Source organism: Nitrobacter sp. NHB1 (assembly GCF_036964665.1).
GTDB lineage: Bacteria > Pseudomonadota > Alphaproteobacteria > Rhizobiales > Xanthobacteraceae > Nitrobacter.
Genome location: NZ_JBAMDA010000001.1, coordinates 2,041,137 through 2,054,545 on the forward strand (window position 1 = coordinate 2,041,137; position 13,409 = coordinate 2,054,545).

General features: G+C 63.6%; 9 protein-coding genes. 7 read left to right on the top strand and 2 right to left on the bottom strand.

What is annotated here, in order from left to right:
- Positions 1-58: 58 nt before the first annotated feature.
- From sucC to lpdA, 6 genes are all read left to right on the top strand, one after another.
- Positions 59-1,252: an ADP-forming succinate--CoA ligase subunit beta gene (gene sucC, locus V4R08_RS09520; RefSeq protein ID WP_335579133.1), complete on the top strand. Its 1,194-nt coding sequence runs from the start codon at positions 59-61 to the stop codon at positions 1,250-1,252.
- Positions 1,253-1,300: 48 nt separating this feature from the next.
- Positions 1,301-2,185: a succinate--CoA ligase subunit alpha gene (gene sucD, locus V4R08_RS09525; RefSeq protein ID WP_335579134.1), complete on the top strand. Its 885-nt coding sequence runs from the start codon at positions 1,301-1,303 to the stop codon at positions 2,183-2,185.
- Positions 2,186-2,320: 135 nt separating this feature from the next.
- Positions 2,321-5,281, top strand: coding sequence for a 2-oxoglutarate dehydrogenase E1 component (locus tag V4R08_RS09530; RefSeq protein WP_335579135.1), 2,961 nt, complete (start codon positions 2,321-2,323; stop codon positions 5,279-5,281).
- A 131-nt stretch (positions 5,282-5,412) separates the two neighbouring features.
- A complete protein-coding gene (gene odhB / locus V4R08_RS09535) occupies positions 5,413-6,639 on the top strand; it encodes a 2-oxoglutarate dehydrogenase complex dihydrolipoyllysine-residue succinyltransferase (protein ID WP_335579136.1) in 1,227 nt (408 codons plus the stop codon).
- Between the two features lie 21 nt (positions 6,640-6,660).
- Positions 6,661-7,161, top strand: coding sequence for a hypothetical protein (locus V4R08_RS09540; protein WP_335579137.1), 501 nt, complete (start codon positions 6,661-6,663; stop codon positions 7,159-7,161).
- A gap of 314 nt (positions 7,162-7,475) precedes the next feature.
- On the top strand, positions 7,476-8,879 hold the full coding sequence (lpdA, locus tag V4R08_RS09545) for a dihydrolipoyl dehydrogenase (RefSeq protein ID WP_335579138.1): 1,404 nt from the start codon (positions 7,476-7,478) through the stop codon (positions 8,877-8,879).
- Positions 8,880-8,896: 17 nt separating this feature from the next.
- On the opposite strand, the gene V4R08_RS09550 is transcribed toward lpdA, so the two are convergent.
- Complete coding sequence (locus V4R08_RS09550; protein ID WP_335579139.1) at positions 8,897-9,865, bottom strand: tyrosine recombinase XerC; 969 nt, start codon at positions 9,863-9,865, stop codon at positions 8,897-8,899.
- 170 nt (positions 9,866-10,035) lie between these two features.
- On the opposite strand from V4R08_RS09550, the gene V4R08_RS09555 reads away from it, so the two are divergent.
- Positions 10,036-12,252: a primosomal protein N' gene (locus tag V4R08_RS09555; RefSeq protein WP_335579140.1), complete on the top strand. Its 2,217-nt coding sequence runs from the start codon at positions 10,036-10,038 to the stop codon at positions 12,250-12,252.
- A 96-nt stretch (positions 12,253-12,348) separates the two neighbouring features.
- Here the strand turns inward: V4R08_RS09555 and V4R08_RS09560 are convergent, their stop codons facing one another.
- Entirely contained in the window at positions 12,349-12,876 is a 528-nt protein-coding gene (locus tag V4R08_RS09560; protein WP_335579141.1) for a septal ring lytic transglycosylase RlpA family protein, read from the bottom strand.
- Between the last annotated feature and the right edge of the window lie 533 nt (positions 12,877-13,409).

A 13,409-nucleotide genomic window follows, 5' to 3' on the forward strand; every position in this document is an offset into this window, starting at 1 on the left:
TTTTGTGGTTTCTGGATTGCTTCGCTACGCTCGCACTGACGCCATAAGGGGCATCCAGATGAACATCCACGAATATCAGGCCAAGGCGTTGCTGCGCGAATTTGGCGTGCCGGTCTCGCGCGGGGTCCCGGTGCTGAAGGCATCGGAAGCCGAGGCCGCGGCGGAAACGTTGGGCGGCCCGGTCTGGGTGGTGAAAAGCCAGATTCACGCGGGCGGCCGCGGCAAGGGCAAGTTCAAGGAAGCCTCCGCCGGCGACAAGGGCGGCGTCCGCCTCGCCAAATCGATCGACGAGGTGAAGCAGTTCGCCAGCCAGATGCTCGGCGCGACGCTGGTCACGGTGCAGACCGGCCCCGCCGGCAAGCAGGTCAACCGCCTCTACATCGAGGAAGGCTCCGACATCGACAAGGAGTTCTATCTCTCCGCGCTGGTCGACCGCGAAACCTCAAGGGTCGCGTTCGTGGTCTCCACCGAGGGCGGGGTGAACATCGAGGACGTCGCCCACACCACGCCTGAGAAAATCGTGAGCTTCTCGGTCGATCCCGCCACCGGCGTGATGAGCCACCACGGCCGCACTGTCGCCAAGGCGCTGGGACTGCGCGGCGATCTCGGCAAGCAGGCGGAGAAGCTGGTCGCGCAGCTCTACAACGCCTTCATCGCCAAGGACATGGCGATGCTGGAGATCAATCCGCTGGTCGTCACCAGGCAGGGCGAACTGCGCGTGCTCGACGCCAAGGTGTCGTTCGACGACAACGCGCTATACCGCCATCCCGACGCGGTGGCGCTACGCGACGAGAGCGAGGAGGACGCCAAGGAAATCGAGGCGTCGAGGTTCGATCTGAGCTACGTCGCGCTCGACGGCCAGATCGGCTGCATGGTCAACGGCGCCGGCCTTGCCATGGCGACCATGGACATCATCAAGCTCTACGGCATGGCGCCTGCGAACTTTCTCGATGTCGGCGGCGGCGCCACCAAGGACAAGGTCGCAGCCGCCTTCAAGATCATCACCGCCGATCCGAACGTGAAGGGCATTCTGGTCAACATTTTCGGCGGCATCATGAAATGCGACGTCATTGCCGAGGGCGTCGTCGCCGCCGTGAAGCAGGTCGGCCTCAATGTCCCGCTGGTGGTTCGTCTCGAAGGCACCAACGTCGATGCCGGCAAAAAGATCATCCGCGAATCCGGCCTCAACGTGCTACCCGCCGACGATCTCGACGACGCCGCACAGAAGATTGTCAAGGCCGTGAGGGGCTAAGGCTCTCCGCTCGTCCTCCAAAGACCGTTTCGTGAAAGCGATCCCAGCATGTCCATTCTGATCGATAAGAACACCAGGGTCATCTGCCAGGGCTTTACCGGCAAGAACGGCACGTTTCACTCCGAGGCCGCCATCGCCTACGGCACCAAGATGGTCGGCGGCACCTCGCCGGGCAAGGGCGGCATCAAGCACCTCGACCTGCCGGTGTTCGACACCGTCCGCGAAGCGCGCGAGGCGACAGGCGCCGACGCCAGCGTGATCTACGTACCGCCGCCGGGTGCGGCGGACGCGATCTGCGAGGCGATCGACGCCGAAATCCCGTTGATCGTCTGCATCACCGAGGGCATTCCGGTGCTGGACATGGTGCGCGTCAGGCGCGCGCTGTCGGAATCGAAATCGCGGCTGATCGGACCGAATTGCCCGGGCGTCGTGACGGCCGGACAATGCAAGATCGGCATCATGCCCGCGAACATCTTCAAGCCGGGCAATGTCGGCATCGTCTCCCGCTCGGGCACGCTGACCTATGAGGCGGTATTCCAGACCAGCCAGGAAGGCCTCGGTCAGACCACGGCGGTCGGCATCGGCGGCGACCCCGTCAAGGGCACCGAATTCATCGATATTCTGGAAATTTTCCTGGCCGACCCCAAGACCAGCTCGATCGTGATGATCGGCGAGATCGGCGGTTCGGCCGAGGAAGACGCCGCCCAGTTCCTGATCGACGAGGCCAGGCGCGGCCGCAACAAGCCCGTGGTCGGCTTTATCGCCGGCGTCACCGCGCCTCCCGGCCGCCGCATGGGCCATGCCGGCGCGATCATTTCCGGCGGCAAGGGCGATGCCGCATCCAAGACCGCAGCCATGGAAGCGGCCGGCATCAGCGTCTCTCCGTCTCCGGCGCGGCTCGGAAAGACTCTTGTCGAAAAATTGAAGTCATGATTCAAACTTTGGTTCTTTTCGGCGCGAAGTTTCGCCCCAAATAAGGTAAAAAGTTCGAATTCGCGCTGATCCCGGCCCGGAATCGGCGGACGCGCCGTCTGTTACGCGCAAGGCCAAAATTCGTCAGGACGCGATATGTCTCGCCAGAACGCGAATGCAGCATTTGCCCTTTCCTCGTTCCTGCAGGGCGCGAATGCCACTTATATCGACGGCCTCTACGCCCGCTACGAGAAAGACCCCGGCTCGGTCGATGCCGAGTGGCAGGACTTCTTCAAAAGCCTGAAGGACTCTCCCGAGGACGTCCGGAAGAACGCAAAAGGCCCGTCCTGGGAGAAGGCGAACTGGCCGCCGGCGCCGCAGGACGACCTCACCTCCGCGCTCGACGGCAACTGGACGCAGGTCGAGAAGGCCGTGGGCGCCAAGGTACAGGCCAAGGCAAAGGAGAAGAGGGATTCGGCGCTGGCCGGCGTCGATGTCAACCAGGCCACCCGCGATTCGGTTCGCGCGCTGATGCTGATCCGTGCCTATCGCATGCGCGGGCATTTCCATGCCAGGCTCGACCCGCTCGGTCTCGAACCTCCGCGCGATCACGAAGAACTCGACCCGCGCGCCTACGGCTTCACCGATGCCGACATGGATCGCAAGATCTTCCTCGACCACGTCCTCGGCCTCGAATACGGCACGCTGCGCGAGATCGTGGCGATCTGCGAGCGGACCTACTGCCAGACGCTCGGCGTCGAGTTCATGCACATTTCGAACGGCGCGCAGAAGGGCTGGATTCAGGAGCGCATCGAGGGGCCGGACAAGGAGATCAGCTTCACGCCGGAAGGCCGTCGCGCCATCCTGAAGAAACTCGTTGAGGCGGAGGGCTTCGAGAAGTTCTGCGACGTCAAGTTCACCGGCACCAAGCGCTTCGGTCTCGACGGCGGCGAATCGCTGATTCCGGCGCTGGAGCAGATCATCAAGCGCGGCGGCAACCTCGGCGTCAAGGAAATCGTGATCGGCATGCCGCACCGCGGACGGCTGAACGTGCTGACGCAGGTGATGGGCAAGCCGCACCGCGCGCTGTTCCACGAATTCAAGGGCGGCTCGGCAAATCCCGACGTGGTCGAGGGCTCGGGCGACGTCAAGTATCATCTCGGCGCGTCGTCGGACCGCGAGTTCGACAACAACCGGATCCACCTGTCGCTGACCGCCAACCCCTCGCACCTCGAAATCGTCGATCCGGTAGTGCTCGGCAAGGTGCGCGCCAAGCAGGACCAGCACGGCGATCCGCCCGACCAGCGCGACTCGGTGCTGCCGCTCTTGATGCACGGCGACGCCGCCTTCGCGGGGCAAGGCGTGGTGGCGGAATGTTTCGCGCTGTCGGACCTCAAGGGCTACCGCACCGGCGGCTCGATCCACTTCATCGTCAACAACCAGATCGGCTTCACCACCTATCCGCGCTACTCGCGCTCGTCGCCCTATCCGTCCGACCTCGCGAAGATGATCGATGCGCCGATCTTCCACGTCAACGGCGACGATCCGGAAGCCGTGGTGTTCGCCGCCAAGGTGGCGATCGAATTCCGGCAGAAGTTCCACAAGCCGGTGGTGATCGACATGTTCTGCTATCGCCGTCACGGCCATAACGAAGGCGACGAGCCGTCGTTCACCAATCCGATGATGTACAAGAAGATCGCGACGCACCCCTCGACGCTCGAACTGTACGCGAAGCGGCTGACCGCTGAGAGCCTCATAACCGAGGGCGAGATCGAAAAACTGAAAGCCGACTGGCGCGCACGGCTCGACGCCGAATTCGAGGCCGGCGCCGGCTACAAGCCGAACAAAGCCGACTGGCTCGACGGCAAGTGGGCAGGCCTCAAGCTCGCCGAGCAGGACGAGGAGCCGCGCCGTGGCATCACCGGCGTGGACATCGCGACGCTGAAGGAGATCGGCCGCAGCATCACGCGGGTGCCGGACGGTTTCCGCGTGCATCGCACGGTGCAGCGCTTTCTCGACCACCGCGCCACGGCGATCGACAGCGGTGTCGGTCTCGACTGGGCGACGGCCGAGGCGCTGGCGTTTTGCACCCTGGTGCTGGAGGGCCATAACGTCCGGCTGTCCGGCCAGGACAGCGAGCGCGGCACCTTCTCGCAGCGGCATTCGGTGCTGTTCGACCAGCAGGACGAGAGCCGCTACACGCCGTTCAACCATCTCGGCAAGGACCAGGGCAGCTACGAGGTCATCAACTCGCTGCTGTCGGAAGAAGCGGTGCTCGGCTTCGAATACGGCTATTCGCTCGCGGAGCCCAACACGCTCACGCTATGGGAAGCGCAGTTCGGCGATTTCGCCAACGGCGCGCAGGTGGTGTTCGACCAGTTCATCTCCGCCGGAGAGCGCAAGTGGCTGCGCATGTCGGGCCTCGTCTGCATGCTGCCTCACGGCTATGAAGGCCAAGGACCGGAGCATTCCTCGGCGCGGCTGGAGCGATTCCTGCAGATGTGCGCGGAAGACAACATGCAGGTGGTCAACCTCACCACGCCGGCAAACCACTTCCATGCGCTGCGCCGGCAGTTGAACCGCCAGATCCGCAAGCCGCTAATCATGATGACGCCGAAGTCGCTGCTGCGTCACAAGCGGGCGGTATCGCGTCTCGACGAGCTCGCCGCCGACACCGCATTCCACCGTATCCTTTACGACGACGCGGCGATGCTGCCGGACCAGAAAATCAGGTTGGTGGAGGACGAGAAGATCCGCCGCGTGGTGCTGTGCTCCGGCAAGGTCTACTACGACCTCTACGAGGAACGCGAGAAGCGCGACATCACCGATGTCTACCTGGTGCGGATCGAACAGTTGTATCCGGTGCCGCTGAAGGCGCTGGTGCAGGTCCTCGGCAGCTTCAAGAAGGCCGAGATCGTCTGGTGCCAGGAAGAGCCGCGCAACATGGGCGCGTGGCACTTCATCGAACCCTATCTCGAATGGGTTCTCAACCAGATCGACGCACCCAACAAGCGCCCGCGTTATGCCGGACGCGCCGCCGCCGCGGCCACCGCGACCGGGTTGCTGTCGAAGCATCTTGCGCAACTCAAGGCGTTGATCGACGAGGCCCTGGACTGAGGAATTGTCATGCTCCGCGAAAGCGAGGCATCCAGTACCATGCAGCGCCGGTGCTCCCGCATGACGCGCCTCGGACTATCATCCGCGTTCGCGGATGGTCACTGCGGAGTTTTATTGAGGACAAAACAACAATGATTGAGATACGCGTTCCGACGCTCGGCGAATCGGTGACCGAGGCGACAATCGGAAAATGGTTCAAGAAGCCAGGCGACGCCGTGGCCGTCGACGAGCCGCTCGTCGAGCTCGAAACCGACAAGGTGACCATCGAAGTGCCCGCACCCTCCGCCGGCACGCTTGGCGAGATCGTCGCCAGGGACGGCGAGACGGTTGCCGTCGGCGCACTGCTTGGGCAGATTTCCGAAGGTGCGGCACCCGCGAAGGCTGCCGCACCGGCGGCGCAGCCTGCTGTCACTGCTCCGGCTTCCCCTGCCCCGGCGCAAAAATCGCCGCCATCCGACGCGCCGCTCGCGCCCTCGGTGCGAAAACTCTCCACTGAGAGCGGCGTCGACGCCTCGACCGTGCCGGGCTCCGGCAAGGACGGCCGCGTCACCAAGGGCGACATGCTGGCCGCGATCGAGAAGGCCGCATCCACGGCGACCCCGGTCAACCAGCCGGCCGCCGCCGTGCAGGTGCGCGCGCCCTCGCCCGCCGACGACGCCGCGCGCGAGGAGCGCGTGAAGATGACGCGGCTGCGCCAGACCATCGCGCGCCGCCTCAAGGAGGTGCAGAACACCGCCGCAATGCTGACGACCTTCAACGAGGTCGACATGACCGGCGTCATGACGCTCCGTACGCACTACAAGGAGGCGTTCGAGAGGAAGCACGGCTCCAAGCTCGGCTTCATGGGCTTCTTCACCAAGGCCTGCGTGCAGGCATTGAAGGACATTCCCGCCGCCAACGCCGAAATCGACGGCACCGACCTGATCTACAAGAATTACTACCACATCGGCATTGCAGTGGGCACCGACAAGGGTCTCGTCGTGCCCGTGGTGCGCGACTGCGACCGCAAGTCGATCGCCGAGATCGAGAAAAGCATCGCCGATTACGGCCGCCGCGCCCGCGACGGTCAGCTCAAGATCGACGAGATGCAGGGCGGCACCTTCACCATCACCAATGGCGGTATCTACGGCTCGCTGATGTCGACGCCGATCCTGAACGCGCCGCAGGCCGGCATTCTGGGTATGCACAAGATTCAGGAGCGGCCGATGGCGATCGGCGGCAAGGTCGAAATCCGCCCGATGATGTATCTGGCGCTGTCCTACGACCACCGCGTCATCGACGGCAAGGACGCCGTCACCTTCCTCGTGCGCGTCAAGGAATCGCTTGAAGACCCGGCCCGACTGGTGCTGGATTTGTAGTTCAAGCTAAGGGGGAACCACATGACGCAAATCTTGCTGAAGTCCGACACCAAAACCACCGAGTTTGGTCATTTGACCTCAATCGATCTGGAGCTGAATGCAGTCATTTTAGAACTGTTTTATTTGGCTTGCTTGAGCTTTGAGCATGGGCCATCCGCTGCAAAGATTTACGCCTTCGAATACGCCGGGGAAATTAAAAGCATTGACTGTGAAAACTCTTTCAACGCTCTTGGATCTTTCGAAAACATCTCGAAAAAATCCGCGGACTGGGTCTTGTCGCGAACTCTGTTCTACCATGACAACCAGAGGCGACGGGCGAAGGCCGATCCGGAAAACGCGAAAGTTGAAGAAAAGCATCAACTGGCGATCGAGAAAAAGCTCGACAACCTCGACAAGGCGCACTCTTTGAGGCGAAAGCTGATCACCGACGGAGCCGACCCAGACGAGGTCAACCGACTAGTCGGCGGATTGCTATTCGACCAGCGTGCAAAATTGCTCCCCGGACCGGACCAAACGGGTTGAGAGGCGCTCTTGAAACCACGCAGTTCGAGCTTCGTATTGGCCGCAGCGCGGCGGCACCGCGGATGAAATCGCCAACGCCATCGCCAGACTGTTGTTTGACGAAGCCTCCTGTGTCGCTGGCATGACGACGAACGTCTCCGGCGGATGCTATAGCGTTTTCGAGCGAAGTATGTCCTCGGGCTTGACCCGAGGATGGATACTGGTTCGCGTGAAAAAAAACGCGCCAAAACAACAACCTGGAGCTTTGCTTCTGATCCCCTCAGAAGCAAAGCTCCAGGCGCGTCACAAGGATTGAAACGACAGGATTTGAGACTATGGCGACTTACGACCTCATCGTTATCGGCACCGGCCCTGGAGGTTACGTCTGCGCCATTCGCGCGGCACAGCTCGGCATGAAGGTCGCCGTGGTCGAGAAGAACCCGACGCTCGGGGGCACCTGTCTCAATGTCGGCTGCATGCCCTCGAAGGCGCTGCTGTACGCCTCGGAAATGTTCGAGGAAGCCGGGCATTCGTTTGCAAAGATGGGCGTGACGGTCTCCGCGCCGAAACTCGACCTGCCAACGATGATGAACTTCAAGCAGCAGGGCATCGACGGCAACGTCAAGGGCGTCGAGTTTTTAATGAAAAAGAACAAGATCGACGTCATCAGCGGCACGGGCAGGATTCTCGCCGCCCGCAAGGTCGAGGTGTCAGGCGCCGACGGCAAGAAGCAAACCGTGGAAACCAAGACCATCGTTATCGCCACCGGCTCCGATGTCGCGAAGCTCAAGGGCATCGACATCGACGAGAAGCGCATCGTGTCCTCGACCGGCGCGCTGTCGCTCGACAAGGTGCCGGGCAAGCTTCTGATCGTCGGCGCCGGCGTGATCGGCCTCGAACTCGGCTCGGTGTGGCACCGGCTCGGTGCGCAGGTCACGGTGGTGGAATTCCTCGATCGCATCCTGCCCGGCATGGACGGGGAGATCGCCAAGCAATTCCAGCGCATCCTCGAAAAGCAGGGCTTTGCGTTCAAGCTCGGCGCCAAGGTCACCGGCGTCGATACCTCAGGCAAGACGCTGGTGGCGCAGGTCGAGCCAGCCGCGGGCGGCGCGGCCGAGACGATCGAAGCCGACGTGGTGCTGGTCGCGATCGGCCGCACGCCCTACACCGACGGCCTTGGCCTGAAGGAAGCGGGTGTCGCGCTCGACGATCGCGGCCGTGTCGAGATCGACGCGCATTTCGCGACCAATGTGAAAGGCGTCTATGCCATCGGCGACGTGGTCGCGGGACCGATGCTCGCGCACAAGGCCGAGGACGAGGGCGTGGCCTGCGCGGAAATCCTCGCCGGCCAGGCCGGCCATGTGAACTACGACGTGATACCCGGCGTGATCTACACCACGCCCGAGGTCTCCTCGGTCGGCAAGACCGAGGACGAGTTGAAGCAGGCGGGAACGGCCTACACCGTCGGCAAGTTTCCGTTCACGGCCAATGGCCGCTCCAAGGTCAACCAGACCACCGACGGCTTTGTGAAGATTCTCGCGGATGCCAAGACCGATCGCGTGCTCGGCGTGCACATCATCGGCCGCGAGGCCGGCGAGATGATCCACGAGGCCTGCGTGCTGATGGAATTCGGCGGCTCGGCGGAAGACCTCGCCCGCACCTGCCACGCTCACCCGACGCGATCGGAAGCCATCAAGGAAGCCGCCCTCGCCGTAGGCAAACGCGCCATCCACATGTGATGCTGCGGGTCATGCCATCAGGCGCGAGGATGGGCGGTCTTGTAGACCTCAAACAGCCGTTCGCTGTCGATGCCGGTGTAGATCTGGGTGGTCGAGAGCGAGGCGTGGCCAAGCAGTTCCTGGATCGCGCGCAGGTCGCCGCCGCGGCTTAAGAGGTGCGTCGCAAATGAATGGCGCAACGCGTGTGGCGTCGCGCTGTCGGGCAGGCCCAGCGCGCCGCGCATTCGCGCCATGACAAGCTGGATGATGCGGGCCTTAAGCGGGCCGCCCCGCGCACCGACGAAGATCGGCCCTTCCGGCGGCAGCGAATGCGGGCACATCGCTACATATTCTTGGACCAGCGCCAGCACGTTTTGCAGCACCGGCACCATCCGCGTCTTGTTGCCCTTGCCGGTGACGACCAGAACGTCGCCCGCGCCAGGTTGCGGCACATCGCGGCGCTTCAGCCCGAGCGCTTCGGAAATTCGCAAGCCCGATCCGTATAGCAGCGCCATCACCGCCGCATCGCGCGCCCAGATCCAGGGCTCGCGATCCTCGCCGGCCCGCTCGGACGCGTCCGCAAACCGCTTCGCCGCGCTGATATGGATCGGCTTCGGCAGGCTCTTGCCGACTTTCGGCGCGCGGATCGCGCTTAACGCGCCGACCTTGCCGAGCCCTTCCCGTTCCAGGAATCGCGCGAACGAACGCAGGCCCGCCAGCGCCCGCATCAGCGAGCGGCCACCGATGTCATCGGCGCGGCGCGCGGCCATGAAGGCCCTGACATCGCTCGCCTCCAGCGAAGCAAAGCGCTTTAGCGTCACCAACCCACCCCAATGCTGACTGAGAAACATCAGGCACTGCCGGGCGTCCCGCGCATAGGCCTCACACGTCTTGGGCGATAGCCGGCGCTCGGCCCGCAGATGCGCCAGCCATCGCACCATTTGCTGCCCCAGATCCGGGGCCGCACAGGCGAGATCGGGAAGCGGCTCTGGCGCGGGTTTGGCCATGATTCGTCCCCATATAGCGTTTTCGAGCGAAATGGCTCGAACGCGACGATTCCGGTGATTATATCGCACCGCCTTCGTTTATCGTTCGCTAACTTTCCGGACCATGGCTGGCCTCCTGCGGCGACGCCGCCTAACTTTAGCGCGCACTCACAATCGAAGCCGATTCTTGGATGGATCATTTCTCGCGCAACGACACGTCCCCGGTATCGTCATCGACGACACGCGTCGTCGACGTGCTGGTTCCCGTCGCGATCGATCAGGCCTATTCCTATCGCGTGCCGCGCGGCATGGAAGTTGCGCCCGGCGACGTGGTGACGGTGCCGCTCGGACCCCGCGAGGTGATCGCCGTGGTCTGGGCCGAGAACCCCGCACCCGATCCGCGCCTGCACAACCGCTTGAAAGACATCGGCGAAAAACTCGACGTGCCGCCGCTCAAGGATGAACTGCGCACGCTGGTCGACTGGGTCGCCAACTACACGCTGTCGGCGCGCGGCATGGTGATGCGCATGAGCCTGCGAATGGGCGAGCACTTAGGGCCGGAGCGGGCGCGCCCCGGCGTGCGGCTGACCGGCGAACCGCCGCAGCGCATGACGGCGGCGCGACAGCGGCTGATCGCGGCGTTGTCCGATGGTCTGCTGCACGGAAAATCCGACGCGGCAAAGGAGGCCGGCGTCAGCGCCGGCGTCGTCGACGGGCTCGTCGACGAGGGCACGCTGACGATTGAGCCGATGCCGCGGCCGTCGCCGCCACCGCCGCCTGACCCGGACTTCGCCGTGCCGGATTTTTCCCGATCGCAGCGGACGGCCGTGGACGCGATGCGCGCGCTGGCGTCGAACGGCACGTTCCACGTCGCGCTGCTCGACGGCGTCACCGGCTCGGGCAAGACTGAGGTCTACTTCGAAGCAGTCGCCGAAACCATCCGCCGCGGTAAACAGGCGCTGATCCTGATGCCGGAGATCGTGCTGACCGGGCAGTTCCGTGACCGTTTCGCCGCCCGCTTCGGCGAGCGGCCGCTGGAGTGGCATTCCGAACTGACACCGCGCACCCGCGCGCGCAACTGGGCTGCCCTCGCGGCGGGCGAGGCGCAAGTCGTGGTCGGCGCACGCTCGGCGCTGTTTCTCCCTTATGCCGATCTCGGATTGATCATCGTCGATGAGGAGCACGACCAGGCCTATAAGCAGGACGAAGGCACGCACTATCACGCCCGCGACATGGCCGTGGTGCGCGCGCATATCGCGAAAATCCCGATCGTGCTGGCGTCGGCGACCCCATCGGTGGAGAGCGAGGTCAATGCGCGCAAGGGACGCTACCAGCGCATCGCGCTGACGTCCCGGTTCGGCGGTCAGCACATGCCGCAGATCGAGCTGATCGATCTGCGCCGCGAGGGACCGCCGCGCGGCCGCTTCATTTCCCCGCGTCTCGCAGGCGAGATTCGCACCGCCATCGAACGGCGGGAGCAAGCGCTGCTGTTTCTCAACCGCCGTGGCTATGCACCGCTGACCTTGTGCCGGGCCTGCGGCCATCGCTTCGCCTGCACCATCTGCGATGCATGGCTGGTCGATCACCGCTTCCGCCAGCGGCTGGTGTGCCATCACTGCGGCTTCTCGATGCCGCGCCCGCACCAATGCCCGCATTGCGCCGCCGAGGGATCGCTGGTGGCGGTCGGCCCCGGCGTCGAGCGGTTGCAGGAAGAAGCCGCCGCGCTATTTCCCGAGGCCCGCACCCTGGTGCTGTCGAGCGATCTGGTCACCTCGATCGAAACCATGCGCTCGGAACTCAATGACATCGCGGAGGGCCGCGTCGACATCATCATCGGCACGCAACTGGTGGCCAAGGGACATCACTTTCCGCGCCTGAACCTCGTCGGCGTCATCGACGCCGACCTCGGACTCGGCAACGGCGATCCTCGCGCCGCGGAGCGAACCTTCCAACTGCTCAACCAGGTGATCGGCCGCACCGGCCGCGAGCAGGGCCACGGCATCGGCTATCTGCAAACCCATCAGCCCGAACATCCGGTGATGAGGGCGCTGGTCGCAAGCGACCGCGAAGCGTTCTACGCCAGCGAGATCGAGGCACGGGAGCGCTCGGGCTATCCGCCGTTCGGCCGGCTGGCGAGCCTGATTATTTCCGCAGGCGACCGCCCGACCGCAGAGAGTTTTGCCCGCCACCTGGCGGCGATCACGCCGATCGACGAGCGCATTCAGGTGCTCGGACCGGCGGAAGCGCCGCTCGCCGTGATCAAGGGCCGCTATCGTTTCCGGCTGCTGGTGAAGTCGGCGCGCGGCGTGGATCTGTCCGGCTATTTGCGCGAATGGCTCGCCGCGGGACCGAAGACCAAAGGCAATCTCAAGCTGGAGATCGACGTCGATCCCCAGAGCTTTCTTTGAGGTTGCTCCGCATTTCGGACGCAGCGTGAGCATCCTGACGCGCCGCCCTCATCCGGACCGACACCCGCTTCGCCGGAGAGCGCCTTGACGCGGCGCTTACATCACCTCGGCGACCACGCGGCCGACGCCGCGGCCGGTCAACCCTATCGCGCGGGCGGCGCCTTTCGAAAGATCCAGCACGCGGCCGCGGATGAACGGACCGCGATCGTTGATGGTGACGACCACGCTGCGGCTGCCATGGGTGACCCTCAGTCTGGTCCCGAACGGCAGACTGCGATGGGCGGCGGTCATGGCGTTCTGGTTGAAGCGCTGGCCGGACGCGGTGCGGCTGCCGGACTCACTGCCGTAATAGGAGGCCATGCCGGAGAACGACCGGTGCGAACCGGCGGAACGCCCCAAGGACGCATTGGCGTTCATCCAAGACGAGCCCGCGGTGCCGTGGCCCGCAGCATGATGTGCCCGGTCGTGATGGTGATGATGATAATGATGATGCCGGTGATGGTTGCGCGAGCGGGCCGATGCCTCGGTCACGCTCCCCGCAATCAGAACGGTAGCGGCGATCACGGCAGCTACCGTGCGCGGCCGGATTAGAAACCCCCACGTCGACTTTAGCGAGTGCACCATATTGAAGGACCCCTTAAAAGTATTGCCGCCTCTGCGGCAAGTGAAACCCCTAACCGTTGAGTCGCCGCAGCGTTAAACCTCCAACTAAGGCGTAAAATAGGCAGGAAACTGCTTCATGACTCGGCTGAAATATCTTTTGATCGGCAGGTAGTGACCAACTAATCGTATCAATACTTATTTTAATAGAATATGTACGACGCTGTGCTTGCATGTACTGTAAAAGAAAGCCCTGTCACGGCACCGGTAACCATTCAGCAAGTATTACAGCGCGTTTCGACACCGGCCCGATCGGAAGCCGGAGAGAAAACCGCTGCCGCACGGGACTAACTTGCGCTTCTTCAGACACCGGCATGCCCGTCTGAATTACTGTACGGCGGAAACGCACCCTCGCGCTCCAATCGTTCGGCTGAATGTCCGGCCTGGCGAATTCCCGCCATGCGACAAGGTATCGCCGCACGCTGCCGTCATGTTGCACCTGCGCGTGCGCTATGTTAGCAAAGCCGCGATTTTAACGCTGCCGATACGCTTGTGTC